The sequence below is a fragment of the Cytobacillus horneckiae genome (genome assembly GCF_002835735.1).
In the GTDB taxonomy this organism is placed as follows: domain Bacteria; phylum Bacillota; class Bacilli; order Bacillales; family Cytobacillaceae; genus Cytobacillus; species Cytobacillus horneckiae.
This window is the reverse complement of record NZ_PISD01000034.1, coordinates 75,706-100,788: the sequence shown is the minus strand read 5'-3', so window position 1 is coordinate 100,788 and position 25,083 is coordinate 75,706. Positions and strand designations below refer to the sequence as shown.

The window sequence follows — 25,083 nt, the reverse complement described above, 5'->3', positions numbered from 1 at the left end:
ATGTATTGTAATTTATCTCCACATACTCTATTATTTATAAATGATAACGATTATCATTATCACTTCAAGTGATGAATTTTAATAAAAAGGAGAAAGAAAATGAAATTTAAATGGATCGGATTTAGTGCTGCGGCAATTTTAAGTTTAGGTCTTGCAGGTTGTGGGGGAGAAGAAACATCAGGAAATACAAAACAAGCGGAGAAGTCTGCCCAAACAGAGACAAAAACAGACGAAGCAAAATCAGAAAACCAAACGATTACATACTTAAATGAACAATACGAGATACCGGCCAATCCGGAAAAAATTGTTGCAGCAAGCCTTGAAGCAATGGAGGATGCAGCTATCCTTGGAGTAAAGCCTATAGGGGCAGTGACAATCGGTGGAGAGCTGCCATCTTATTTGGCGGAAGATTTGGCTGGTGCTGAATCCATAGGTGAAAAAACGCAACCCAATTATGAAACAATGCTGCAAATGAAACCAGATGTGATACTTGGAACTTCAAAATATAAACCGGAAGTGGCAGAGCAGCTGAACAAAGTGGCAACAATGGTGCCTGTATCGCATATTTCTACAGACTGGCAGGATAATCTTCGTTTAATGGCAGAATTGACAGGAAAACAAGATGATGCTGAAGATATTATTTCTAAATATGAAAATGATGTTACAGCTGCGAAGGAAGAAATTGGAGATTTATTGAATGATAAAAAGGTAGTAATTATTAGAGTCCGTGCAGGCAACATGTATTTATATCCGAGTAATGTCTATTTAAATCCAGTTCTTTATGAAGATTTAGGTATCGGGGTGCCGGCAGAAGTTGAGGCGGCTCAAGCACAGGAAGCCCTTTCGCTAGAGCAGTTCGCAGAGATGAATCCAGATTATGTATTTTTACAGTTTGAAGAAAGTGAAAATGCAGATAAGCCTAAAGCGTTGGATGAGCTGCAAGAAAATGCGATTTTCAAAAGTGTGAATGCAGTAAAAAACGGTCATGTTTTCGTAAATGCTGTTGACCCATTGGCTCAAGGCGGAACTGCCTGGAGCAAGACGAAATTTCTAGAGGCAGCGACTGAGTCTCTTGCAAACTAATGTAAAGTGTGTTGAGTAACGTGAAAACAACGAATGGTTTGGCTCGAATCATCTTATTTACCGCTCCAATCATCATTGTCTCTGTGATTTTCCTTTCAATTGCCTATGGGGCTAAAGGGATTACATTGGCAACTATTTGGGAGGCATTTACTGCATACAATGAAGAAGACGTGAACCATGCCATCATTATGACTTCGAGACTGCCAAGAGTGTTAAGCGCATTGCTAGTCGGTGCATTTTTAGCGATATCCGGTGCAATTATGCAGGGGATGACAAGGAACTATCTTGCATCCCCTTCGATTATGGGAGTCACAGATGGATCAGCTTTTGTGATTACTATCTGTATGGTATTTATGCCTGAGCTGCCGTCCATTTCTATGATTCTATTTTCTATGCTTGGCTCTGCAATAGGCGCAGGGATTGTCTATGGTTTCGGTTCATTAATTAAGGGCGGATTATCGCCTGTTCGGTTAGCAATTATCGGCACGGTAATTGGGACGTTCTTAAGCAGTATGTCTGCTGCGATTGCTTCCTATTTTCAAGTGTCGCAAAATGTGAGCTTTTGGTACAATGCCAAGCTTCACCAGGCGGACCCTGATGTATTTTTAATGGCGCTGCCCTTTGGTTTAGTTGGGTTGATTCTTGCCATTATCGTAGCGAACGGTATCACGATATTATCATTAGGTGAAGAGGTGTCAGTGACTTTAGGCCAGCGGACAAGGATGGTTAAGGTGCTTTCTATGTTATCCGTCATTTGCTTGACTGGTACGGCCGTTGCCCTCGTGGGGAAAATAGGATTTGTTGGCTTGATAGTTCCCCATATTACTAGGTTTCTAGTTGGTGTAGATTATAAAGTGCTTATTCCATGTGCGGGAATCATCGGCGGCGTCTTTCTTGCCTTATGTGATATACTTAGCCGTTTTGTGAATGCACCATTCGAAACACCAATCGGCGTGATCACTTCTTTAATTGGTGTTCCTTTCTTCCTTTATTTGATAAGAACGAGAGGAGGAGGAAGGCATGCATAAAGAAGGCAAAAAAACGGTTATTACAATGTTGGTCTTAACCGTTCTTATTTTAATTAGCATGTATATAAGCCTTACATATGGTGTATTTGAATTAACGATAAGAGACGTATTCCGTACGATTTTTCGGATTGAAACAAATGCTGATTTTGAGTTAGTTATTTTTGACTTTAGATTACCGAGAATTGTCATCGCGGCACTTGTAGGGTTAGGTTTGGGGATTGCCGGGGCAGTCATCCAAGGGATAACAAGAAATGGATTGGCTGACTCAGGAATATTAGGCATTAACGCTGGAGCTGGAGCTGCCATCGTTATCTTTATGTTCTTTTTCCAGGATCAGGTCCAAGGTTCAGGGTGGCTATCCGTAATGATCATGCCTATTTTCGGATTAATCGGCGGATTAATTGCATCGCTGTTCATATTCTTTTTTTCATGGAAAAATGGAACATTTGATACCGGCAGGCTGATTTTAACAGGAATCGCTATTGGTTCAGGATTCGGTGCGCTTTCAATGTATATCTCTTTAAAGATGAAAGCCTCTGATTTTGAAATGGCAACGGTTTGGGTGTCGGGCAGCATCTATAATGCGAACTGGATTTATATTGCATCAATGCTACCTTGGTTATTAATTTTAATTCCCATTATATATAAGAAGGCATATTTGCTTGATTTATTTCAATTAGAAGATATTAGTACGAAAAGTTTAGGAATTGCTGTAGAAAAAGAAAAATCGATTTTACTATTAGCGAGTATTGGGCTGGTGAGCGCCTGTGTGTCTGTTTCAGGTAGTATTGGGTTTATCGGTTTGATGGCACCGCATATTGCCAGGCAGCTTGTTGGCATCAATCACCGTCATGTACTTCCTGTGTGCGGAGCGATTGGAATGCTGCTGGTGGTTGTTTCTGATTTTATCGCAAAAAATGTCTTTGCACCGGCTGAACTCCCTGTTGGAATTGTGATTTCGATACTTGGTGTTCCTTACTTTTTATTTTTATTAGTGAAATCGAGAGCATAGGAGGATTCAGATGCATATTTTACGTGGAGAAAGTCTGGAGACAAGCTATGAGAAATTGACCGTTTTTAGCAACCTGAATGTAAATATACAGGAAGGAAAGGTCACGACAATCATTGGACCCAATGGCTGCGGAAAGTCTACATTACTCAAAACAATAGGTAGAATCATTAAGCAAAAAAATGGAAAGGTTTTTTTGCAGGAAGAAGATATGAATACTTTACCTACTAAGGAAATTGCTAAAAGACTAGCTATGCTCTCTCAAAATCCAAGCGGTCCTGCACAGCTAAAGGTAGAAGAGCTTATATCTTATGGCAGATATCCGCATCGGAAAAATTTAAGCAAACTGACAGCTGAGGATGAGGAAGCGATTGAATGGGCGATGAATATTACAGGTGTAATCGATTTTCGCAGAAGAGAGATTGATCATCTATCGGGTGGTCAAAGGCAGAAAGTTTGGCTTGCAATGGCATTGGCGCAAAAAACGGAAATACTCTTATTGGATGAACCAACGACTTATTTAGATATGGCACATCAGCTTGATGTTTTAGAGATTGTGGAGGAATTAAACCGCGTTCATGCTTGTACAGTTGTTATGGTGCTGCATGATATAAATCATGCGGCAAGATTTTCAGATAATATCATCGCAATGAAGTCGGGAGAAATTATGAAAAAAGGCAGTCCAAAAGAAATTATGACTCGTGATGTGTTAAGAGAGGTTTTTAATATAGAAGCGAGAATTATCGTGGACCCTTATAACGGCGTACCGGTTTGCTTAGGCTATGAGAGTGCTCATTCCACTGAGAAGGTTCAAGAATTTGCAGTGAAATAACCAAAAAGGGCTGGTGTTGATGAAAGTGACCTTACATAAAGATTTCATATTTGGAAAAGCAGAACAATGGACGATGACTTCAAAGGATGAGCGGGTTTATCAAATAACTGTTTCACTTCCGAAGCATGCTCGACATTTAAGTGATGTACCTGTCTTGTATGTTCTTGACGGGGATGCCTATTTTACGATGTTTAGAGAAATGATTCAGCTGCAGTCGCGCCGTTCTGACAAAACGGGAATAAAAGACATGGCCATAGTAGGAATTGGGTATGGTGCGGACCGTTCTTTCCACTCAAACCGCGTATATGATTTTACACCGCCATCTCACTCTTTATCGCTGCCGATAAAACCAGACGGCAGTCCGTGGCCTGACTCAGGCGGAGCTGATAAATTCCTCGCATTTATTGAAGAAGAATTAAAGCCTGAGCTTGAAGCATGCTATTCATTTAATAAACATCAGCAAATGATTTTTGGACATTCATTGGGCGGTTTATTTACCTTATACACTTTGTTTAGAAAGCCGACAGCATTTCAAAGGTATTTTGCCTGCAGTCCATCCATCTGGTGGAATGAAAAGATGATTGTCGAACATGTTACACAGCTTATGTTTGAAAGGGAGGATGTTCGTCAAAATATAAAACTATTCATGGCAGCTGGGACAGAAGAAAAACCTTTTTTATTGAACGATGCTAAAGAAATGCGTAATCTCTTAACCGATGCAGGTATGGAGACCTTATTCGTCGAAGGGCAAGGAGAAAATCACGCTTCAATTGTGCCTTCTATATTTAGTACAGGAATGAGATATTTGCAAGCAGAGTGATGAATCGATTTCATCACTCTTTATTTATATTCTCATTCTCATTAATAAAGAGGTGGATATTGGACAATAAATGGTGAACAGCAGGCGTAAGCGTTCTATCTTTTAAAGTTGCTAAGTAGACAGTTCTAGACAGATATGGTGAATCGATTGGAATACCTACAGTATTTGGCGAGTGGGCATATTTTAAATAGCTTTCCGGCAATATTGTTACTCCTAAGCCTTCTTCAACGATTCTGCATGCAGTCTCGAGCCTTTCAATTTCAAAGAAAATATTTGGCTGAATGTTTTCTTTTTCAAAGGCAGTTAAAATATCTGACCGTGTTTGAAAACCAGTTGTACTAATAATAAGATCTCTGTTCTTGATTTCTTTTAACGAGACATTTTCTCTGGCGGCTAAAAAGTCCTGTTTATTTACCGCCAATATAAACGGCTCATGGTAAATGGGGATTAACTTAATTTCTTCATTATTTATCGGCTGATTTGTAATTGTAAAATGAACATTGCAATTTATTAAAGCTTCTATCACTTTTTGATGGCCGAGCACCTCCTTGAATTGAAAGTGCACATTAGGATAAATTTTCTTAAATTCCTTTATCACTTTAAACAGCCAGAATTTTGAAGATTCTATTAGCCCAATTGCGATGGTTCCATTGCCTACTGTCTTCATCTCATCCAATTCAATTTTCATATGATCAAAATTCTGTAGTAATTTAACTGCTCTTCTATAAAATAATTCTCCTGCTTCGGTTAAATGAAGACCTCTAGTATTTCTTTCAAAAAGAACGAGCTCAGTTTCTTTTTCAAGTTTCATTATGGCGTTGCTTAATGATGGCTGTGATACATGCAGTGATTTTGCGGCTTTGGAAAAACTCTCTTCTTCAGCAATAGCAACAAAATAAGCAAGCTGTCTAATATCCATAAATTCCTCCCTATAGCTTTAAGCTATAAATATATACATTTTTAGTATTTGTTATTATATATTACTATATTTTATACTTCTTTTATATTAAATCAGAATTTTTAATGAAGGGAGACTACTATGTATATTCAACCATCTTTGCATTTCTGGACAGGAAGAGTTGATTCAGAAACGGATGAACGTAGCTTCAGATATCATCAAGTAATTAACACTTCTGATCCTTGCTCAGCTAACCAAAAGAGCGAAAAATCTATTCGTTTCATTGGATTCAAGAGTGATGAAGGTGTAAGACGCAATAAGGGAAGAGTTGGCGCGGGCAAAGCACCGGATGAAATTAGAAAATCCTTGGCCAAGCTTCCTTGGCACTTGTCGGCAAGTACTTCTATATGTGATTGCGGCGATGTTGTTTGCGATAATGGGAAGTTGGAAGAAGCACAGGCAGAATTAGGTCAGGCTGTCAGCGGAATTATTCAAGGCAAGGGCTATCCAATTATACTTGGAGGAGGCCATGAAACATTTTATGGACATTATTTAGGTGTACGATCTGCCATTGGTGAACATGTCAAGTTGGGAATGATAAATATTGACGCTCATTTTGATTTGCGGTCTTATGACAAAGAACCAACTTCAGGTACAATGTTTAAACAAATATTAGATCACGATAAAAACAGTTCTTATTTTTGCGCAGGGATTCAAAAGCAGGGGAATACTCTGGCATTATTTGATGAAGCAAAAAGGCATAGCGTCGAATTTATTCTAGAAGAACAGCTGACAAATAAGTCACTAGAAAACTCTTTGGAGAAAATGGACGATTTTATTGATAAGAATGATGTGATAATCCTTACCTTATGCATGGATTCCATTAGCTCAGCATATGCGCCGGGAGTGAGTGCGCCGTCACCGTTTGGATTAGCTCCAGATGTCGTAAGGGAAATCATTAGGAAGGTTGTATCGCATCCAAAAACGATATCATTTGATGTGTCTGAGGTTAATCCTTCTCTTGATCACAGCGGTCAAACAGTACTGCTGGCTGCACATTTAATTAACGAAGCTATTATTAACTTCCACGAATAATCAAAATTGAGGGGGATTTAAATGAACATTTCGCTCGATCAAATAGCCACTTTGTTTCTTGCAGTAGCTTTGCTGTTATTAGGCGGATTCATTATTAAACGGGTGGGATTATTAAATAAGTTTTGTATCCCCGCCCCGGTAGTAGGAGGGCTGCTCTTTGCCATTCTCGTTTTAATCTTAAGGCAGACTGGTGCAGTAAACCTGGAATTGGATACGTCGCTTCAAAGTATATTTATGCTTACTTTTTTTACTACTGTAGGATTGGGGGCAAGCTTTCAGCTAGTTAAGCTAGGTGGAAAGCTGTTAGTGATTTATTGGCTAGCATGTGGCGCGCTTGCATTATTTCAAAGTGCCATCGGTATATCACTTGCAACAGCACTCGGACTGGAGCCGTTACTAGGAGTCATGATGGGAGCTGTTTCCATGGAAGGCGGCCATGGAGCGGCAACTGCGTTTGGCGGTACGATTGAAGAACTGGGGATTGATTCTGCTTTATCAGTTGGACTCGCTGCAGCAACATTTGGACTTATCGCCGGCGGTCTTGTTGGAGGTCCCACAGTAAAATATTTAATAACAAAACATAATTTGAAGCCTAAAGATACAAATCAGCATGATGAAATCGCAGCTGCAAAAGAAACAGATGAAAGTAAGAGCTCATTCCAATCTAATAACTTTTTAACACAAATATTAATTATCACATTCTGCATGACAGCAGGGACATTTTTAGGAAGCGGATTTTCTAATTTGACAGGGTTTGTTTTACCTAGCTATGTCGGAGCCATGTTCGTTGCAGTGATTGTCAGGAATATATTGGATAAAGCGAATGCGAATATTGTAGATATGAAGGCGGTTAATTTTATTGGTGATATCACATTAGGAATTTTCCTAGCCATGGCGTTAATGAGCATTAAATTATGGGAAGTAGCAGAACTTGCATTGCCAATGCTTGTCATTGTGTTTGCTCAAGTAGTATTTATCGTATTGCTAAGTATCTTTGTACTGTTTAGATTATTTGGCAAAGATTATGATGCAGCAGTTATGGTCGGCGGATTTACTGGCCACGGTTTAGGGGCAACGCCAAATGCAATGGCCAATATGTCAGCGATTACAGCCAAGTATGGGGCATCGCCAAAAGCATTCTTAATAGTCCCGATCGTTGGAGCATTTTTAATTGATGTCTTTGCAATGCCGATTATTATTACAAGCATTAACCTTTTAAAATAGAAAGTTTAGGCGAGAAATTGTTTCTCGCTTTTTTTATTTTAAGGTTCAACAAAGAACTGACACAAGTCAAAACGATGTTAATGTTGAAGGCTGAGTTTAAGCAGGGTAAAGTAAAAAGCATCACTAGGAGGATCATTTGCAGCTACCTTTATCTCATATTAGGCAGGACTCTATAAGAGTGGTGAAACATAATTTTTTGCTGAAGAAGAGCTTAATAGGGCTTATGAAAAAGTTCGCCTGCTCGTCGCTGCCTTGGTTATTTTTTATGCTTAAACTAAAAATATAAGGTAATTAAACCGTCCTTCATGAATTCTTAAAGAGTTTATGAAGGACGGTTATTTATTTTTCACGCAAAATAAAAAGTGAATGATTCCTTTAAATGAGAATAAAAACCAGCAACCTCACTCATATTAAGAACATTAATGAGAGGAGGATGAAAATGGTAAGAAGCATTACCGCTTCTCAGGCAACAATTGTGATGATTTTATCTATGGGGCTGATGAATCATGTCATCGTACTGCCCTCGGTACTGACTGCAGCTGGTCGTGATTCATGGGTGAGCCTGCTTGGAGTGGGAATTCTCTTCATCCTATGGGTTCCGTTAATATATTGGATTATCAAAAAAACGAATCGGCAGCACTTAATTAGCTGGCTGAAAACCAATAGCCATCCAGCAGCAGCTTGGTTAGTGAAATTGATTTTAGCCTTTTTGCTTGTATTGAATCTTTACATTACTTTATATACGACATTTTCTTGGGTTAATAGCACATATATGATTCAGACCCCACGGTTTGTTTTGTTTTTTCCGTTTATACTCCTTTGTCTTTATGCAGCAGTTTCAGGCATTAAGACGATTGCTATCGCAGGCGGGGTTGTTTTGCCTTTAGTTGTTCTTCTTGGATTTTTTATTATGTTTTCAAATATGCATTATAAAGATTATTCGCTTTTGCTTCCTGTTTTTGAGAATGGAATTACACCTGTCATGGCTGGAGCCGTTATTTTAGGTGGTGGCTTAGTAGAATTTTTTTATTTTGCTATCATTCAGCAGCATATAAGAACAGAGGTAAAATTATTTAGGCTGTTTTTGTTGTCAATTTTTATTCTTTTAATCAACCTTGGACCAATCATAGGTGCAATTACTGAATTCGGGCCGAAACAGGCTTCAAATATAAGCAATCCTGCATATGCGCAGTGGCGGTTATTAACGATTGGCAAGTATTTAAATAGATTGGATTTTCTTTCTGTTTACCAATGGCTTTCAGGCGCTTTTGTCCGCATTTCTTTGTCACTATTTATGTTTGCTGAACTTTTTCACCCGAAAACGAAAAAAAAGCATAATATCATACTCATCATTCTGACGGCTGTGTTGATCTTATTGCTTTGCATACCAGTAGATAGTCCAGCCATGAAACAAATGATAGATCATTACTATTTTAGCATTAGTGTAATTGGCATTTTATTTGTGACTTTTTTTATCACCATTATTATCTTTTTCAGAGGAAGAGTGAAGAAAAATGAAGCGCCAATCGAGCAGTCCAGATAAAGGGATTTCCTCAAAGGGAATCGAATTAACAGCGGAATATTATAGGGATTTATTTAAAAACAGTGCTGATATTCAAATTAAAAAACATAAAATTCATGATGAACATAAAAATAAAGAATATGATTGCCTGCTGATTTTTTCTGAGGTCATGGTAGATGACGGGAATCTAAATGGTTCAATTGCTCAGCATAAGGAACTTTTAGTGTCAAATATAAATAAAAAAGAGGTAGAAACCGTAGAATACGGTAATGATGAGCTGCAACTAAGCATTATTTCACCAGAGACAACGACTGCAGAGGAAATTGCAGAGGAAATTTTTTCTGGAATGGTTCTCGTATTATTTGAAGAACAGCAGCTTTTATTTATGTATCCTCTTCCAAATATCCCGCAAAGATCACCTGAGGAACCAACATCTGAAATTTCTTTTTTAGGACCTCGTGACGGATTTACCGAAGATATTTCAATTAACATTGCGCTGGTCAGGAAGAGGTATAAAACAGCTTCGCTCGTTAATGAATCATTTGAAATAGGCAGGAGGGGAAAAACGAAAATAAGTCTATTGTATGTAAGTGATATTACGAATGAAGAAATAATTCATGAGGTGAAAAAACAGCTTAACTCAATCCAAACGGACATGATAATAAGTACATCTGACTTGGAACAAATCCTTGCCGGGAAAAAGTACAAATTAGTTCCGCTGTTCAATTATACAGGCCGTCCGGATTATGTGGTAGCGAGCATCGATAATGGCCGCTTTGCGATTCTAATAGATGGCTCGCCTTTAGCATTAATAGGGCCTGCCAATCTCACATATCTTCTGAAAACAGCTGAAGACCGGTACAACCCATATTACTATACTAACTTTGAAATGCTGTTTCGTTTTGTCGGACTATTAGTTGCCATCTTTTTGCCTGCCTTTTTTATTGCCATTACTTCGTTTCATTTAGACCAGCTGCCTTTTCCTTTTTTAGCAACGATTACGGTATCGAGGATGGGGCTGCCGCTCTCTCCGCAATTAGAAGCGTTCTTTGTCTTGCTGCTTTTTGAGGTTTTTAAGGGAGCCGGTGTAACCTTGCCTAAGGCTGTCGGCCAAACATTAACAGTTGTTGGCGGTCTTATTATCGGAGATGCAGCTATCAGAGGAGGACTTACATCCCCAACAATGCTTGTCGTAGCCGGCATTACCTCTGTATCTGCTTACGTATTAATTAATCAATCACTTGCCACCTCTGTCAGTATTGTCAGGCTAATTGTCCTTTTTCTTTCATCTATCTTGGGTTTATTTGGATTCTTCCTCGGAGTGTTTTCTGTTGTCTTATATTTATCAAGAATACAAGTATTGGGTGTACCTTATTTAGCCCCAGTATCTCCCTTCTCAATAAAAGATTTCATTGGGGGATTATTTTCGAAGCCATATGTATTAGATAAGAAACGGTCATCTATATTAAAAACAAAGGATCGAACAAAATGAAAACGCCTCTAACATGGATTAGAAACGTTATAATTATTACATGCACAGTTTTTTTCCTTGGCGGGTGCTGGGATGCAAGGGATATTCAGGATATTCACTATATTACTGCTATGGGCATTGATTATAAGGACGATCATTTTGTCGTCTATTCTCAAGTGGTTTCGTTCGCAGGTGTGGCAAAAACAGAGAATCGCCAGACAGAACCTACGCCGGTATGGGTTGCAACAGGAACAGGAAAGACATTAAGCGAGGCTATAATTAACTTGTACGAAAAGGCCAATCAACAGATTTATTGGGCACATATTAGCTTGATTGTTTTCTCTGAAAACACTTTAAAAGAAGGCTTAGGTAAGGTAAATGATACTTTACTAAGATTTCAGCAAATTAGGGAGACGACTTGGCTATATGGAACAAGTGATTCGATTGAAAAAATATTTATGGTTACTAATTTATTTGGATCATCTGTTCAAACTTCGCTCTTTAATCCAATGGATATATATGAGCTCCATTCATTAGTGCCTCCTATTCGAATACAGCGTTTTTTTTCTGAATATCATGAGCCTGGAATGACGATAAAATTACCGAAGCTTTCAATTATTAAAGCAGTCTGGAAAGAAGAAAAATCGAAAGAGGATACGGCTAAGTTAACTGGTGCCTTTTTAATGAAAAATCAGGATTTAAAAGGGGAGCTTGCGAAAGATCAGCTTAATGGCTTCAGGTGGATGTCCAATACAACTAGGCGTGCACCGCTGACTGTAAATGCAAATGATGACAACAAAATTGTGTTAATGATCAATCGTCCAAAGGTGAAAATTAAACCAGTATATAAAAGCAGTATTATGTTTGATGTCAATGTGAAAATAAAAGCGGCTGTATCTGATATGGAAGCGAACATTCCTTTGGCAGAATTAATAGATGAAGCCGAAAAGGAAGTAAAAAAAGAAATAATGGAAACGTATGAAGCTGCATTAGAAAAAAATACCGATATTTATAATCTTGAAGAAGTAGTTTATAGAAAAAACCTACAGAAATGGCGTGAACATTTTGAAGGGCAATTCGTGCTTAATGAGGATTCAATTAGGAATATAGATGTGGAGGTAACTATTCAGCAAACAGGGGACTTTGACTTCAAACATCTTAAATGATTGTTTTAGGTTTGCTCTTATCATGCTAAAATCAAAATAATAGCATTGTATCGGAGAGGTGAGTGCACATTTGGAATACTATAAAGAAATTAGAAAATATGTAGGTCATAAACCGCTGATTTTACCTGGAGCGGTTGTTTGCATAATCAATGAAAAAAACGATATTTTGCTGCAGCAGAGACCAAACGGTACATGGGGGTTGCCGGGCGGATTAATGGATTTAGGGGAAAGCATGGAGGAAACAGCAAGGCGTGAAGTTAAGGAGGAAACAGGTCTTAACATAGGAGAGTTAACATTATTAGGTGTTTTTTCTGGCGAAGAATTTTTTGTGCGCATTGAAAACGGTGACGAATTTTATGCACTGACTGTTGTGTATATGACAAGAGACTATGATGGAACGATAACGATTGATGAGAAAGAGTCGATGGATATGAACTTTTTTTCATTAAAGAATCTGCCAAAAGGGCTAAAGAAAGAATATAAAAGTTTTATTGAACCGTACATAGAAAGTCTGCAAAAATAAGACCTCCTTTTTAAAAGGAGGCTCTTACCTAAATTTGAGGGGAAAGCTGTTTTCCTTTAATCTCTTGAATGAGCGCTTCAGCTGCTTTTTGGCTTAAAATTACTTTACCTTCAGCAAGAATTAAGTTATCGTTTTGTATTTCTCCAGTAATTTGACAGGCTTTGTTTGCATTATATTTTTGCAAAATAATGCGGTCATTTTCGACAAAAATCTCTAGCGGATCTTTCTCAAAAATCTCGAGTGTGTTTCGCAATTCTTTCGGGATAACGATTCTCCCGAGTTCATCTACTTTCCTAACAATTCCAGTGCTTTTCATTTTCCTACCTCCTATCAAATTTGAAATACAACATTTTTACCATTTTTAAAAAGGCTGTTTTCTTATCAATTAACTAAGCAGCACGAATACACCTAGACTCACCTGGAAATGTGACAGTGGCGAGCCTCCTATGATACGTAAATGATTGAGGAGGTTTACCGTTGCCCAGCGTAAAGAGAGAAGTATATTCATGATGCAAAACGAAAAGAGCCTTATGAAAAAAATAATTGTTAGTTAAAAATTACACAAATTTACGGTAATTCCTCTTTATTTTCGTTTTACAATTATATTACCGTTTTAACGCTTTTTGTCATAAAAGGAGATTGTGAGAAAAGAATGGAGCCGCTACTAACATTGCAAAAAGTCATAGATTTTATTGAAAAAAATATAAAAAATGACATGAATCCAGAGGAGCTGGCAAAGCTGGCTGGATACTCTCCCTTTCATTTCAGTCGGCTGTTTAAAAAATATACCGGCTTTTCAACAAAAGAATACGTGATTAAGAGAAAGCTGCAGCATGCTTTATATGACCTTGCTTGCGGAAAAAAAATTATTGATATTAGCACTGATTACGGTTTCCATACACATGCCGGCTTCACTAAAGCATTTAAAAATAGCTTTGGATCTTCACCGAGGCTATATAAAATGCATTGTCCGATCGGAAAGCCACAGAAACCTGATCTGCAAACATTATTTAATAAGCAGGTCGGCGGAATTGTCCTGCAGCCAAAAATCGTCGCAAGAAGTGCTTTTACTGTTGTCGGACAAACCTTTGAATCAAATAGAAATAATGTGTCCTTTACGAGAGATGAACCTGCATTTTGGGATATGCGCGGATTAACAGATGGAACAGTTGAACGCGATCTTTATAAATATTTTCAGCCGCAAAAGCATGGAGAATACTGTATGAACATTCAAAGGGAGGAAGGTCACTTTACTTATCTTTTTGCCGTAGATTATGACGGGAGCGCGAATCTTCCCGCAGGTTTTACGATCCATAGGATGCCTTCTGCAGATTATGCCGTGTTTAAAACACCTGCTGTTGCAGTGTCCCATTTTGTCTCAACAATTAAAGGCACTTGGCGTTATATTCTTGAAGAATGGCTGCCTTCCAGCTCATATGAAGTAAATGAAGAAGTAAGCGACTTTGAATATTACGACGAATTTTGCCATTACTGGGATTTTGAAAAAATCTATATGGAAATTCATCTTCCGATAAAAAAGAGAGCTGCCACGTCATAAAATAAACCACTTAGGTCCAGGCTTCTTTTTCTGTCTAATGCAAAAAAATGATATCATCTTCGAAGCCTGTCAAGGAGGCGGACGTCTTGCGTATCATCCGAAAATGATGACCAAGATTATCTTATTTGGCTGTACTCAAAAATGGTTTTCCTGCCGGGATATCGCAAATGCCCTTATAGAAAACCTGCCGATGATGTAGTTCCTGACTTTCGTTCTGTGCCTCTTCAACCATTGTTGGAAGGGCTCGTCACTTTTAATGGCAAATAATGTGACGAACGCATGAATGAAAGAAAGAGAACGTCACTATAAACAGCAAATAAAGTGACGAACACATGAAACAAAGAAGTCACCGTCACTCCAAAGAGATATATTCGTCTAAATTATGCAAAAAGCACGAGATGCTTCATCACATCTCGTGCAAGGCCACTTTTGAGACTGCCTCGGAGTAATTTGTATCGTCAAACTGCAAGGCGCGTACCTCAGATAATGTTTATTTATGCTCTTAATAATTTTTTATAGAAATATAATGCAGGAGCCAATAAAACAGCACTTGCGATAAGCGCCGTCCTTACGGCAAAGCTTGAGCCAATCCATCCGACAATAGGTCCACCGCTAATTTGTCCAATTGCATCGACCTGTCCTTTGACGGAAAAGAAGGTAGCGCGCGCTGATGAATCTGGAATGATCTGATTTAGCCAAATATCCTCTAGAGGATACATGATTTGTCTCACACCAACAATGATCATATAAAAAATTAGCAAGCTAGTGAGTTCAGTAGAAAAGGCAAAGCCAATAATAGAAAGAAAAATAAGGATTGCACTAATGTATAAGGTGATATAAATTTTTCTCATCTGTGAATGAATGGAGAACTTATTTATAAAGTACAACACGGCAAAAGAAAATAACATAATCGTCAACTGCAAGCCGCCTGTAAATAAAACTAACTGCTGATTGGATAAAGCAAACAATAGAGGGGCTTCCAACATATGAGGGAGCCAAAGCCTGTCAAACCCTTCACTGTATAATCCAAAAAATAAGGCGATGAATAATAGCAGCCTAATCGTTCCATTTATTTTCGCAGAGGTGATGATTAGTTTAAAGTTGTTTTTCATGCTAGCGATGGCTGTCACTCTTCCTTGTTTTTTCATCGGACTAAATCGTTCCTCTTTTATGAAAAAGATTAAGAAGAATGAGAGCAGAATCATTGCTATGCCGCCAATAATTATGGGCAGATTAATTAAATAGAAGCCTAAAAGAATACTAATTGGAATAGATAGTATTTGTCCGAGATTACCAGCCCGTGCGCCTTTTAAGATGGCAGCGGCTGCTTTTTTCTCGCCAATTTCATCCGCAATCCATGCCTGCTGTGACCCGCTTATGAATGTATAGCCAATCCCCCAAAAAACCTGTGAAAGTATGATTGCTGAAAATACCGGAATCACTCCTTCAATCAGAAAACCAAATCCAATGAGAAAATAACCAATAATAATTGATAGCTTTCTGCTCTTTAAATCTGAAACAACGCCAGTAGGAATTTCAAACAAAAAAACGGTGAGTTCTAATACCGTACCAACTAATACAAGCTGCATCGGCGACAATTGAACCGTTTGGACATGGTAAAGCAAATTGACAGTAAACACTAGAGTAAAGAAAAACTGAGATAAAAAGCAAATAAAAATATAAACATGATAAGGACTTTTAAATTGTAATTGCTGCATTTCATTCCCCCCTATAACTATAGTAAAAAGAAAAGCCCATCACTTCTTTTCCAAATTTGCTATAATTAATTATAGGTTGGTACTAATACCAGATAATAAAAATGGATGGGGGAAGACATATGTACAAAATGCTTAGTACAATCATATACAGTGGGATAAAACTATTCCGGCTTTTAAAGATAGAAGGCAAGGAAAATATTCCATATAATCATAGATTTGTTGTCACATGCTCTCATAAAGGCTGGGTGGATGTCATTATTCTGGCAATTGCCTTATATCCGACTCCAGTTCACTATATGGCAAAGCAAGAATTATTTGCAGGAAAGTGGGGGAATAGATTTTTCCGTTCAGTTAAAGCTTTTCCAGTCAATCGTGAAAATCCAGGTCCGAGTGCATTAAAAATCCCTATAAAATTATTGAAAGAAAACAAATGTGTCGGTATTTTTCCAAGCGGTACGCGAACAAGTGAAGATGTTCCGCTTAAGAGAGGTGCGGTGACAATCGCACTCAAAGCGAATGCGCCACTATTGCCAGCAAGCTTCCAAGGACCAGCCACATTATCTGATCTTTTTAAAGGAACAAAGTCATCAGTAGTGTTCGGCAAGCCGATGATGTTCGATGACATCAAGAAGATGGATAAAAATGAACAAATCAATGAGGCTGTTCGTTTGCTTGAGCAGGAAATGAGAGAACTTGAGGCGAAACATTAGGGAGGGGGGTGATAATAATTTGGATAAAGTTCTTAGTCATTTTGGTAGTTTTAACTATTATCATTTACTTTGCGGAAAAATGGATAAAGAAAAAATACCAAATACCTAAAAAGAGACAGTACCAGAACCGAATGACAACTGGGCAAAAGTATGTTGAACTCATTATTATTATCCTATTTTTTATCGGCGCTATTTTAAGCAGTATTACAGAGAATGAGAGATCCCTTTTGCCAATTCCACTATATTTATGGATGGGATTATTTTTCTCAGTCCTATTTTTTTATCGTGGACACATGGTAAAAAAGCATGGGAAAGATACAAAGGAATATTATTTGGATTATTTTTACGCAGCAATCACGCCGGTTGCCATCATAATAGCTGTACAAATGATGAAGCTTTAGAAACGCCATGAATGTTGGTGTTTCTTTTTAAATTAAGAGGGTGGGTTACTTGACGTTTCAAATATCTTACCAATATGTTTTTGGCAGCCTCTTAATAAAAGGTTGTCTTTGTCCCAAGATGAATGAAATATTATAATAACCTTATTAAAGGAATGAAGGGGAGAAATACTGGCATAGTTGACTGAAATGCTTATCAACTGATGTAATCGGCCTGTATAATCTTTCTTATCAATATCATCCTGCATATTTCCAAGTAGATTTCATCTGTATATTTGAAGGAGCCATTATCGCTTTTGAAGTGAAGAATGATGAAGGTGATGTCTATGTCGATAAGGATGAAAGATGGCTAAGTGCCTCAGGAAATGAAATGAGTAATCCCCTTTTGCAGCTAAAGCGCAATGCATCTTTGTTAGCTCCTTTTCTTAAAAACCTCAATATTCAACTCCCTCTTAACTATTACCTCATATTTGTTCATCCGGACTTCAAAAAAAAGAATGAGTTGTTCCTCCTGTGATGGATTTATGATTACTATAAATCGAATCCTCTATTGTAAAAATAAAAGCGAAATATCTCTGTGAGGCCCCTAAAAAAACTCCCCTTGACATAATGAATTTATCGTGATAAATTTATTTTTAATTAAAGATATTTTAATTCGAGATAATTGATATTATTGATTAATAATGAAATAATATAAATATTTACGACTCGGGGGGGATTTTTAATGAACGGATTAAAAGGTATTCATCATGTAACAGCAATTACAAGCAGTGCGGAGAAAAATTATGAGTTTTTTACTTTCGTATTAGGAATGCGCTTAGTAAAAAAGACAGTCAATCAGGATGATATCCAAACATATCATCTATTTTTTGCAGATGATACAGGAAGTCCCGGTACAGATATGACTTTCTTTGATTTCCCGAATATTCCTAAGGGTGTTCATGGAACAAATGAAATTTACAAAACGTCTTTCCGGGTGCCAAATGATGAGTCATTGCAGTATTGGGTTAAGCGATTTGACCGCATGGAAGTAAAGCATGAGGGAATAAAAGAACAGTTTGGAAGAAAGGTATTGCCATTTGTTGATTTTGATGATCAAAACTATCAATTAATCTCGGATGAAAAAGATGAAGGTGTTGCGGCGGGAACACCTTGGAAAAAAGGGCCGATACCGCTAGAGCATGCGATTGTTGGGTTAGGGCCGATTTTTGTCAGAGTGGCCAATATCGAATATTTTAGAGAAATGATGAAACAAGTGCTGCAATTTAATGAAATAGATAAAGATGGTTCTTTCTATTTGTTTGAAGTTGGAGAAGGGGGAAATGGGGCAAGAGTAATCGTCGAGCATAATAATGTTCTTCCAAATGCACATCAAGGCTTTGGTACAGTTCATCATGCTGCATTTCGGGTTGAAGATAAATCAGTGATAGATGAATGGATCAAAAGATTGGATGGCTTTGGTTTCCAAACCTCAGGATTCGTAGATCGCTTTTTCTTTGGCTCACTTTATGCACGAATGGCTCCGCAGATTCTGTTTGAATTCGCTACAGATGGACCGGGCTTCATGGGTGATGAACCGTATGAAACTTTAGGAGAATCCCTCTCATTGCCGCCATTCTTTGAATCAAAAAGAGAAGAGATAGAACAGCTGGTGCGTCCAATTGATACTGTTAGAAGCACAATTGATTTTGTAAAAGAATAGAGGTACGATAACCGATATGTCGAACTAATGACATATCGGTTTTTTGTTTTTATTTAGTTACCTGGGAAATGACGTAAACTTCTAATAAAAATAATGTTCGCAAGAGAAATCAATTTTCATTTTCTTCATTCTAGTTTACTATTGTACTATACAGTGGCACGGCAAACGATTTCTGACAACATTGGCAGATTGACTAAGAAAAGGGGAAGATAAGAAGCATGTCGGAGGAAAATATAACGAGGCTCCATTTAAATGGAAAGGAATACATATTAATCGGCACTGCTCATGTTTCAAAAAATAGTGCAGAGCAAGTAAAGGAAGTTATTGAAGCAGAACAGCCTGATTCTGTTTGTATAGAACTGGATAAGGGCAGATATCAGTCCATAACTGAAGGAAACAAATGGAAGGATATGGACATCTTTAAAGTGATAAAGGAAAAGAAAGCAACGCTATTGTTAATGAACTTAGCTATTTCTTCTTTTCAAAATAGGATGGCAAAGCAATTTAATATTAAAGCTGGACAAGAGATGATTCAAGGGATTGAATCAGCAAAAGAGACAGGTGCAAAGCTCGTGTTAGCGGATAGAAATATTCAAATTACTTTTTCACGAATTTGGAGAAATCTGGGGTTTAAAGGGAAAACAATGCTGCTTTCCCAAGTGTTTGCTGGAATATTTAGCAATGAAACGATTACAGAGGAAGAACTTGAAAAAATGAAAAATCAGGACTCAATTGATGCCATCTTAAATGATTTTACTGAAGTTTTTCCACAGCTAAAGGTCCCTTTAATAGATGAACGCGATCAATATTTAGCACAAAATATTAAAAAGGCGCCAGGTGAAAAAATTGTTGCGGTTCTAGGTGCAGCACATATCCCGGGGATAAAAGAAGAGATTCATAAAGAGCATGATCTAAAGAAGCTGACTGAGCTTCCGCCAAAATCGAAAGCGCCTAAAGTCATTGGCTGGATGATACCAATAATCATTTTAGGTATTATTGCGTTTACATTTTTTTCTAATCCATCGGCAGGGATGCAGCAAACAGTTAGCTGGGCACTTTGGAACGGCGGCTTAGCTGCATTGGGTGCAGCCCTGGCTTTTGGTCATCCATTAGCCATTTTAGCTGCTGGATTGTCGGCACCGTTTACCTCGCTTAATCCATTGTTAGCAGCAGGCTGGTTTGCAGGAATCGTACAGGCTTATTTCCGCAGGCCGAGTGTTCGTGACTTTGAGAATCTTTCAGAAGATGTTTTTACCTTAAAAGGGTTTTGGCATAATAAGGTAACAAGGATATTGTTAATCATTGTTTTAACCAATATTGGAAGTTCAATTGGAACTTTTATAGGCGGGGCAGACGTTATTCGTTTATTTATCGATCATTTTTAGGTAATAATAAAGTAAAGATTTTTTAGATTGAAGGGAAGTATTGTTTTGAAAAAAGCTCCAATTATTATTGCAGTAGGTTTATTCGTCGCAGTTATCGCGTTTTGGATGCTGGATAAAGATTATGCAACTGAGATTGCTGTAAGGGATCGTACATTAATTTCAGCAGGTGCAGGTGTTTTGTCTGGTACAATCATGTGGTTATTCTTCATGCTGGATAAGAAGAAAGAGTAGAGAATGCAAAAGTCAGCCATTTGGCTGGCTTTTTTATATTGGGCATTTCTAACAGTTGTTAGCATATATAGAGAGGTTGGTCAATAAAATGAACTATCAATAGTAGAAAGAGGGGACATCATGAATGCAGATAACGAGCGATATGATTGTAAAGTATGCTGAATTAGTTAACAAGAAAAAAGAAGTGGATGATGCATTAGAGGAATTTAAAAAAGTGTTTAATGATTACTTTGATTTATCAGTAGGCAGAAATGAAAAAGGTGAAATCGCATTAAATGGATTAAAACTGCAGCGGCAAATTCGCAAGATTGATAAGTATGATCGCGAAAAGACTGTAAAAAGATTAGAAGAACTCAATCAGCATCAACTCATTCAAAAAACTCCTGATGAAAAGAAAATTAAATCCGCACTTGACTTAGAAATTCTTGATGAAAAGGACTTATCTGATTGCAAATTAACTAATTATACAAAAGCAATTTATGTAAAGCCGGTATAAATCAATATAATGAAACCCCCGGTCCCAATTATACCGGGGGTTTCCATAATAACAATTAGAAAATATCTGAAATGGCCTTAATGTCTTTAGCAGTTAATTCAACTTGAAGCGTTTTTAAGTTATTAAGTACTTGCTCGGCTCTTTTTGCGCCGGGAATGACAGCGTCGATACTGTCTTGCGCCAAGTACCAAGCGAGAACTACATGTGCTGTTTCGACTCCTTTAGCCTCTGCAATTGCACGGACTTTGTCTACTTTTATTACATTTTCCTCGAAAACACCCTCTTTGAAATGAGGAGAATGTGGACGGGAACCATCAAATTGTGTATTTTTATTATATTTTCCAGTCAGCAGGCCTGAAGCGAGCGGGAAGTATGGTACGAACGAAATGCCGTGTTCCTTTGTATAAGGAAGAAGCACTTGTTCAGCACTGCGCTGCAGCAAGTTGTATTCTCCCTGGTAAACATCTATATAGCCATCTTTATTTGCTTCCTTCAATTGGTCAATTGAAAAATTTGAGACGCCAATGGAAAGGATTTTTCCTTCATCTTTTAGTTTTTTCAGTGCGCCTACCGCTTCATCTTTCGGTGTATGTTCATCAGGAAAGTGAATATAAAACAAGTCTATGTAATCTGTATCAAGCCTTCTTAAACTATCTTCAACCGATTTTTTTAAAAAGGCAGGAGAGTTATCAAGCTCAATTTTTTCACCAACGAATTTATGCGCACCTTTTGTTGCGATAATAGCCTCAGAGCGATTTCCTCTTTCTCTTAGTACCTCGCCAATTAATTCTTCAGAGCGTTCAGGTCCATAAAAATAGGCAGTATCCAAAAGGTTTATCCCATTATTCAACGCTTCATGCACAAGGGCTTTTCCAGCAGCTTCGTCGACATTAGGATAGATGTTATGGCCTCCAACGGCATTCGTGCCAAGTCCTATCGGGTTAACTAAAAGTCCTGATTTGCCTAATTTAACTTTTTTTGTCATTGCCTTATCACTCCTTCTTTGTTTAATTATGATGATAACAAATATTTCCGAAAAAACAGAAACAATTTGCTTCGCTCATCTTGACATATTCTTGACATCTTCAACGCGTAACATAGACAAGGAGTCTGAAGAAAGTTTATGATGAGTGAGTGAAATAGATTCCAGAGGTGGCGATGTAAATGAAAACAATCTTAATTGTCGAGGATGAACTGCCAATTAGCCAGGTTCTGAAGGTGTATTTACAGAAGGCGAATTTCGATACAGCTCAGGCATTTAATGGCGAAGAAGCGATGAAGAAGTTTCATGAATTAAGCCCTTCTTTAGTTATATTAGATGTCATGCTCCCTGGGAAAAATGGATGGGATATACTAAAAGAAATTCGTGAGGAAAACGATACGCCTGTTATTATGCTTACTGCGCTTGGTGATGTAAATTATCGTCTTTCTGGTTTAAATGGTGGAGCGGATGACTATATTGCTAAGCCATTCAATGCAGAAGAGGTTATCGCTAGAGTACAGGCAGTTTTGCGCCGGTCTGATAATAATCAAGAAAAAGTTAAAAAATATGGTGGACTGTATATAGATATCAAATCGCATCGGGTCTCATTAAATCAAGTCGATATAGATTTAACACCAAGAGACCTTTCATTATTAATTTTTATGGCAGAGCATCCAAATCAAACATTTACGAGAGATCAGCTTATCGAACATGTATGGGGATGGGAATATGATGGAAGCGATCGTGCTGTTGATCTCGCGATTAAGCGTCTGCGGAAGGCTCTTCAATCTTGGCCAGAGTCAGAAGGGGAAATAAAAACATTGCGGGGATTGGGGTATCAGCTTAGTGTTTATAAAAAATAAAAAACGGGTGCCTTTAATCCGTTATTGGACCACCCGCTATTTAATGACATTATGTATTGGATTAGTTGTTATTGCTTTCGTTTCAGTTATGTGGATTCGCCATACAACATTGGAAAATCGGCTGAACATTATGGAGCTGATGACTGAGGAAATCGCTGATCGCTTTGTTGACTTCAGTGAAGGAAAGCCGATTCCAAAAGGTGATGTACCAGGGTATTTGGATGATCGCGGCCGGTTTATGAATCTTGAAAGCGAACCATTTATATATATTGTCGATACAAGGGGAGCAACCTTATCAAGCAATCGTCCGCAGGGTCATAGATTTATTCAATTTTCACAATCCCTTTTAACAAATGAAGAGAATGTTCAAAAACTTCAGCTTGAAAGGGAAGGGAATGATGTGTATGTTGTCAAATCGCCAATAGAATTGCAAGGTGCATTGCTTGGCTGGGTGGTAATGATTGAATATAAGGATAATTTAACTGCTGTTAAACAAGAATACCGCTTGCTTGCTATTATGATTATCGGGCTTGCCTTAATTGGCTGGGCAGCTATCTATTTTTTATCAAGAAGAATTTCGAACCCGATTCAGGATGTCGCTGCTGCAGCGAAGAAAGTACAGGAGGGCGACTATCAAATTGAGCTCCGTGATGAATATCGTGAACAGGAAGTTTACGATCTTGTTCACTCTTTCAAAGAGATGTCTAACCGGCTTGAAAAATTAGAATCGCTACGAACAGAATTACTGGCAGGTGTTACTCATGAACTAAAAACGCCAGTTACTTCCATAAGTGGTTTATTGCAAGCTGTTGGGGATGATGTCGTAACAGGAGAGGAAGCGAAGGAATTTATTCAGATGTCATTAAAGGAAACAGCAAAAATGAAAAAAATGGTGGAGGATTTGCTTGCCTTTAACACCTTTGCAACGAATAACATACCTGTTCAGCTCGAAACGGGCGAAATCAATAAGCTGCTGAAAGAAACTGGTTATCAATGGAGCATCACTCAGGAAGGCACTGGCATCGAGTTGCAAGTTAACACTTTATCCAAAGAACTATTTGTAAGAATTGATCAAATTCGCCTGCAGCAAATTATTATTAATCTCCTGAACAATGCGGCACAAGCAATGGAAGGGAAAGGCGATATCAAAGTCAATGTATCTATGCAAACTTCAGAAATATGGGTTGATGTTGTTGACACAGGCAAAGGGATTCCATTTGAAGAGCAACCTTTTATATTCGAACGATTCTTCAGGGGGGAGGAAAAGAAATACCGGACGAGAGGTCTTGGTCTAGGCTTGCCTTTTAGCAAGATGATTGCAATGTCAATGGGTGGAGATCTTCAATTAGTTGAAACATCAATAACTGGAACAACATTTAGAATGATTATTCCAAAAAAGACCTAATCCAAATGGATTAGGTCTTTTTGTTAATAGGAAAGTTTATCTAAGTAAAACGCGAGCGCACACCAAGTTATATTGTTGAAAAAGTGATAATAAGTGAGTTTTGTTTGATTTGGAAACTGTCCGCTTTATTCCTGCTCAGAGTAATGAGTTAGTTGGAAGCAGCTGGACGCTCGCCTCGCGAAAGGTGAGCCGTTAGCCTTGGAAAACCCAAAGCCTCATCATTTTTATTTTGAAATGAGTCTCTCCAATTTTTTTTAATTAATATTTGGAATAAAAATACAAAGGCTATACGATAATAAAAATAGTTTATATGGGGGTGAAATGGATGTATCAACTAACAACAAGGGAACTGGCTTCCATTGAAGATGAAATACGCGCGGAAGAAATTACTGCTAAAACATTTAATTGGTGTGCATCATTATGTGAGGATTCGGATATTAAAGCAGAGCTTGAGCAGCTTGCTGAGCAGCATCAATTAAGAATTGCCGAATTATCAACTTATTTTAACCGATCGCGAAAAGTCCACTAAAAGGGAGGAAAGTTTATGCCAAATAATATAAAAGGTAGAGGATTGACCGAACGGGAAATGGTTCAGCTCTGCTTGGAATTGGAAAAAGGAAGATGCCGGTCAATTAGTCATACTTTGCTTGAAACAAGCCATGGAGAATTGCGCGAAATTTACCAGCACTGTTTTCAGACAGCAACTGAGAATCAATATGCTCTTTTTGAAATCATGCAAAACAAAGGCTGGTATCAGACTGATATCGCCACACCGGCAGAAATAGCAAAAGTGCAAGCGTTTATGCAAAATAATTTAAATCCCTCAAACCCCGAATAAATTAGGCTATTCGGGGTTTCATCTGTCATCTCGGTAATCATAGTTCAAGTTCGCAGCAATATTTCTGATTTTGACATCTTCCTGACACATTGAACGATTAAATTGATATACATAAGAAATGATTTT

27 protein-coding genes and 1 pseudogene are annotated in these 25,083 nt (G+C 37.9%); 24 read left to right on the top strand and 4 right to left on the bottom strand.

Features of this window, described 5'->3' with window-relative positions; all coding sequences use genetic code 11:
- Positions 1–99: 99 nt before the first annotated feature.
- From CWS20_RS16425 to CWS20_RS16405, 5 genes are read left to right on the top strand one after another with little or no spacing between them, the layout of a single operon-like run.
- Positions 100–1,083: an iron-hydroxamate ABC transporter substrate-binding protein gene (locus tag CWS20_RS16425; protein WP_066194934.1), complete on the top strand. Its 984-nt coding sequence runs from the start codon at positions 100–102 to the stop codon at positions 1,081–1,083.
- Between the two features lie 20 nt (positions 1,084–1,103).
- Positions 1,104–2,111 carry a FecCD family ABC transporter permease gene (locus tag CWS20_RS16420; RefSeq protein WP_066194937.1) on the top strand — a complete coding sequence of 336 codons (1,008 nt, stop codon included), beginning with the start codon at positions 1,104–1,106 and terminating at the stop codon, positions 2,109–2,111.
- Positions 2,104–3,123 carry a FecCD family ABC transporter permease gene (locus CWS20_RS16415; RefSeq protein ID WP_066194940.1) on the top strand — a complete coding sequence of 340 codons (1,020 nt, stop codon included), beginning with the start codon at positions 2,104–2,106 and terminating at the stop codon, positions 3,121–3,123. The genes CWS20_RS16420 and CWS20_RS16415 overlap by 8 nt, the downstream gene beginning before the upstream one ends.
- 10 nt (positions 3,124–3,133) lie before the next feature.
- A complete protein-coding gene (locus CWS20_RS16410; protein ID WP_066194943.1) occupies positions 3,134–3,952 on the top strand; it encodes an ABC transporter ATP-binding protein in 819 nt (272 codons plus the stop codon).
- Between the two features lie 19 nt (positions 3,953–3,971).
- A complete protein-coding gene (locus tag CWS20_RS16405) occupies positions 3,972–4,772 on the top strand; it encodes an alpha/beta hydrolase (RefSeq protein WP_066194946.1) in 801 nt (266 codons plus the stop codon).
- A 13-nt stretch (positions 4,773–4,785) separates the two neighbouring features.
- Here the strand turns inward: CWS20_RS16405 and CWS20_RS16400 are convergent, their stop codons facing one another.
- A complete protein-coding gene (locus CWS20_RS16400; protein ID WP_066194948.1) occupies positions 4,786–5,691 on the bottom strand; it encodes a LysR family transcriptional regulator in 906 nt (301 codons plus the stop codon).
- 120 nt (positions 5,692–5,811) lie between these two features.
- Between CWS20_RS16400 and hutG the strand changes: the two genes are divergently transcribed.
- The 6 genes from hutG to CWS20_RS16370 all read left to right on the top strand — a co-directional run bounded on the left by hutG (position 5,812) and on the right by CWS20_RS16370 (position 12,671).
- Complete coding sequence (gene hutG, locus CWS20_RS16395; RefSeq protein ID WP_066194950.1) at positions 5,812–6,765, top strand: formimidoylglutamase; 954 nt, start codon at positions 5,812–5,814, stop codon at positions 6,763–6,765.
- Positions 6,766–6,786: 21 nt separating this feature from the next.
- Positions 6,787–7,989: a sodium/glutamate symporter gene (gltS, locus tag CWS20_RS16390; protein ID WP_066194954.1), complete on the top strand. Its 1,203-nt coding sequence runs from the start codon at positions 6,787–6,789 to the stop codon at positions 7,987–7,989.
- Between the two features lie 439 nt (positions 7,990–8,428).
- The gene (locus CWS20_RS16385) at positions 8,429–9,532 is read left to right on the top strand and encodes an endospore germination permease (RefSeq protein WP_158237012.1); all 1,104 of its coding nucleotides are present in this window, start codon (positions 8,429–8,431) and stop codon (positions 9,530–9,532) included.
- Positions 9,504–11,003, top strand: a complete 1,500-nt coding sequence (locus tag CWS20_RS16380) for a spore germination protein (RefSeq protein ID WP_066194966.1) — start codon at positions 9,504–9,506, stop codon at positions 11,001–11,003. Before CWS20_RS16385 ends, CWS20_RS16380 begins: the two co-directional genes overlap by 29 nt.
- Entirely contained in the window at positions 11,000–12,148 is a 1,149-nt protein-coding gene (locus tag CWS20_RS16375) for a Ger(x)C family spore germination protein (protein ID WP_066194969.1), read from the top strand. Before CWS20_RS16380 ends, CWS20_RS16375 begins: the two co-directional genes overlap by 4 nt.
- Positions 12,149–12,218: 70 nt before the next feature.
- Positions 12,219–12,671, top strand: a complete 453-nt coding sequence (locus CWS20_RS16370; protein ID WP_066194972.1) for an NUDIX hydrolase — start codon at positions 12,219–12,221, stop codon at positions 12,669–12,671.
- A gap of 28 nt (positions 12,672–12,699) precedes the next feature.
- On the opposite strand, the gene CWS20_RS16365 is transcribed toward CWS20_RS16370, so the two are convergent.
- Positions 12,700–12,987, bottom strand: a complete 288-nt coding sequence (locus tag CWS20_RS16365) for an AbrB/MazE/SpoVT family DNA-binding domain-containing protein (RefSeq protein ID WP_066194975.1) — start codon at positions 12,985–12,987, stop codon at positions 12,700–12,702.
- A gap of 336 nt (positions 12,988–13,323) precedes the next feature.
- Here CWS20_RS16365 and CWS20_RS16360 point away from each other — a divergent pair, with 336 nt between their 5' ends.
- Positions 13,324–14,229: an AraC family transcriptional regulator gene (locus tag CWS20_RS16360; protein ID WP_066194978.1), complete on the top strand. Its 906-nt coding sequence runs from the start codon at positions 13,324–13,326 to the stop codon at positions 14,227–14,229.
- A 61-nt stretch (positions 14,230–14,290) separates the two neighbouring features.
- Positions 14,291–14,425 (top strand): annotated as a pseudogene (locus CWS20_RS27760) (transposase); the annotation flags it as partial.
- A gap of 298 nt (positions 14,426–14,723) precedes the next feature.
- Here the strand turns inward: CWS20_RS27760 and CWS20_RS16355 are convergent.
- Entirely contained in the window at positions 14,724–15,947 is a 1,224-nt protein-coding gene (locus CWS20_RS16355; protein WP_066194981.1) for an MFS transporter, read from the bottom strand.
- 119 nt (positions 15,948–16,066) lie between these two features.
- On the opposite strand from CWS20_RS16355, the gene CWS20_RS16350 reads away from it, so the two are divergent.
- The 7 genes from CWS20_RS16350 (at position 16,067) to CWS20_RS16320 (ending at position 20,869) form a co-directional block, all read left to right on the top strand.
- Positions 16,067–16,657 (top strand): lysophospholipid acyltransferase family protein, encoded by a 591-nt coding sequence (locus tag CWS20_RS16350; RefSeq protein ID WP_066194983.1) that lies wholly within the window; start codon positions 16,067–16,069, stop codon positions 16,655–16,657.
- Positions 16,658–16,665: 8 nt separating this feature from the next.
- On the top strand, positions 16,666–17,058 hold the full coding sequence (locus CWS20_RS16345; RefSeq protein ID WP_083957311.1) for a DUF4181 domain-containing protein: 393 nt from the start codon (positions 16,666–16,668) through the stop codon (positions 17,056–17,058).
- A gap of 181 nt (positions 17,059–17,239) precedes the next feature.
- Positions 17,240–17,572: a nuclease-related domain-containing protein gene (locus tag CWS20_RS29330; protein ID WP_083957312.1), complete on the top strand. Its 333-nt coding sequence runs from the start codon at positions 17,240–17,242 to the stop codon at positions 17,570–17,572.
- A gap of 207 nt (positions 17,573–17,779) precedes the next feature.
- Positions 17,780–18,757, top strand: a complete 978-nt coding sequence (locus CWS20_RS16335) for a ring-cleaving dioxygenase (protein WP_066194992.1) — start codon at positions 17,780–17,782, stop codon at positions 18,755–18,757.
- A 218-nt stretch (positions 18,758–18,975) separates the two neighbouring features.
- Complete coding sequence (locus CWS20_RS16330; RefSeq protein ID WP_066194995.1) at positions 18,976–20,142, top strand: TraB/GumN family protein; 1,167 nt, start codon at positions 18,976–18,978, stop codon at positions 20,140–20,142.
- A gap of 45 nt (positions 20,143–20,187) precedes the next feature.
- Complete coding sequence (locus tag CWS20_RS16325; RefSeq protein ID WP_066194997.1) at positions 20,188–20,373, top strand: hypothetical protein; 186 nt, start codon at positions 20,188–20,190, stop codon at positions 20,371–20,373.
- 124 nt (positions 20,374–20,497) lie between these two features.
- Entirely contained in the window at positions 20,498–20,869 is a 372-nt protein-coding gene (locus CWS20_RS16320) for a hypothetical protein (RefSeq protein ID WP_066194999.1), read from the top strand.
- A 55-nt stretch (positions 20,870–20,924) separates the two neighbouring features.
- Here the strand turns inward: CWS20_RS16320 and CWS20_RS16315 are convergent, their stop codons facing one another.
- The gene (locus CWS20_RS16315) at positions 20,925–21,854 is read right to left on the bottom strand and encodes an aldo/keto reductase (RefSeq protein WP_066195002.1); all 930 of its coding nucleotides are present in this window, start codon (positions 21,852–21,854) and stop codon (positions 20,925–20,927) included.
- Between the two features lie 179 nt (positions 21,855–22,033).
- Between CWS20_RS16315 and CWS20_RS16310 the strand changes: the two genes are divergently transcribed.
- The 4 genes from CWS20_RS16310 (at position 22,034) to CWS20_RS16295 (ending at position 24,957) form a co-directional block, all read left to right on the top strand.
- On the top strand, positions 22,034–22,714 hold the full coding sequence (locus CWS20_RS16310) for a response regulator transcription factor (protein ID WP_066195005.1): 681 nt from the start codon (positions 22,034–22,036) through the stop codon (positions 22,712–22,714).
- Positions 22,698–24,119, top strand: coding sequence for a HAMP domain-containing sensor histidine kinase (locus CWS20_RS16305; RefSeq protein WP_241504208.1), 1,422 nt, complete (start codon positions 22,698–22,700; stop codon positions 24,117–24,119). The genes CWS20_RS16310 and CWS20_RS16305 overlap by 17 nt, the downstream gene beginning before the upstream one ends.
- Before the next feature lie 325 nt (positions 24,120–24,444).
- Positions 24,445–24,648 (top strand): hypothetical protein, encoded by a 204-nt coding sequence (locus CWS20_RS16300; RefSeq protein WP_066195007.1) that lies wholly within the window; start codon positions 24,445–24,447, stop codon positions 24,646–24,648.
- 15 nt (positions 24,649–24,663) lie between these two features.
- Positions 24,664–24,957, top strand: coding sequence for a spore coat protein (locus CWS20_RS16295; RefSeq protein WP_066195010.1), 294 nt, complete (start codon positions 24,664–24,666; stop codon positions 24,955–24,957).
- The last annotated feature ends 126 nt before the right edge of the window (positions 24,958–25,083 follow it).

What these genes read in the sequence shown, in the direction of transcription:
- CWS20_RS16410 (WP_066194943.1), top strand. Translation starts at nt 3,134, where the DNA reads ATGCATATTTTACGTGGAGAAAGTCTGGAGACAAGCTATGAGAAATTG.
- CWS20_RS16405 (WP_066194946.1), top strand. Translation starts at nt 3,972, where the DNA reads ATGAAAGTGACCTTACATAAAGATTTCATATTTGGAAAAGCAGAACAA.
- CWS20_RS16300 (WP_066195007.1), top strand. Translation starts at nt 24,445, where the DNA reads ATGTATCAACTAACAACAAGGGAACTGGCTTCCATTGAAGATGAAATA.
- CWS20_RS16380 (WP_066194966.1), top strand. Translation starts at nt 9,504, where the DNA reads ATGAAGCGCCAATCGAGCAGTCCAGATAAAGGGATTTCCTCAAAGGGA.
- CWS20_RS16320 (WP_066194999.1), top strand. Translation starts at nt 20,498, where the DNA reads ATGCAGATAACGAGCGATATGATTGTAAAGTATGCTGAATTAGTTAAC.
- hutG (WP_066194950.1), top strand. Translation starts at nt 5,812, where the DNA reads ATGTATATTCAACCATCTTTGCATTTCTGGACAGGAAGAGTTGATTCA.
- CWS20_RS16425 (WP_066194934.1), top strand. Translation starts at nt 100, where the DNA reads ATGAAATTTAAATGGATCGGATTTAGTGCTGCGGCAATTTTAAGTTTA.
- CWS20_RS16400 (WP_066194948.1), bottom strand. Translation starts at nt 5,691, where the DNA reads ATGGATATTAGACAGCTTGCTTATTTTGTTGCTATTGCTGAAGAAGAG.
- CWS20_RS16335 (WP_066194992.1), top strand. Translation starts at nt 17,780, where the DNA reads ATGAACGGATTAAAAGGTATTCATCATGTAACAGCAATTACAAGCAGT.
- CWS20_RS16375 (WP_066194969.1), top strand. Translation starts at nt 11,000, where the DNA reads ATGAAAACGCCTCTAACATGGATTAGAAACGTTATAATTATTACATGC.
- CWS20_RS16315 (WP_066195002.1), bottom strand. Translation starts at nt 21,854, where the DNA reads ATGACAAAAAAAGTTAAATTAGGCAAATCAGGACTTTTAGTTAACCCG.
- CWS20_RS16385 (WP_158237012.1), top strand. Translation starts at nt 8,429, where the DNA reads ATGGTAAGAAGCATTACCGCTTCTCAGGCAACAATTGTGATGATTTTA.
- CWS20_RS16355 (WP_066194981.1), bottom strand. Translation starts at nt 15,947, where the DNA reads ATGCAGCAATTACAATTTAAAAGTCCTTATCATGTTTATATTTTTATT.
- CWS20_RS16310 (WP_066195005.1), top strand. Translation starts at nt 22,034, where the DNA reads ATGAAAACAATCTTAATTGTCGAGGATGAACTGCCAATTAGCCAGGTT.
- gltS (WP_066194954.1), top strand. Translation starts at nt 6,787, where the DNA reads ATGAACATTTCGCTCGATCAAATAGCCACTTTGTTTCTTGCAGTAGCT.
- CWS20_RS16295 (WP_066195010.1), top strand. Translation starts at nt 24,664, where the DNA reads ATGCCAAATAATATAAAAGGTAGAGGATTGACCGAACGGGAAATGGTT.
- CWS20_RS16330 (WP_066194995.1), top strand. Translation starts at nt 18,976, where the DNA reads ATGTCGGAGGAAAATATAACGAGGCTCCATTTAAATGGAAAGGAATAC.
- CWS20_RS16350 (WP_066194983.1), top strand. Translation starts at nt 16,067, where the DNA reads ATGTACAAAATGCTTAGTACAATCATATACAGTGGGATAAAACTATTC.
- CWS20_RS16360 (WP_066194978.1), top strand. Translation starts at nt 13,324, where the DNA reads ATGGAGCCGCTACTAACATTGCAAAAAGTCATAGATTTTATTGAAAAA.
- CWS20_RS16415 (WP_066194940.1), top strand. Translation starts at nt 2,104, where the DNA reads ATGCATAAAGAAGGCAAAAAAACGGTTATTACAATGTTGGTCTTAACC.
- CWS20_RS16365 (WP_066194975.1), bottom strand. Translation starts at nt 12,987, where the DNA reads ATGAAAAGCACTGGAATTGTTAGGAAAGTAGATGAACTCGGGAGAATC.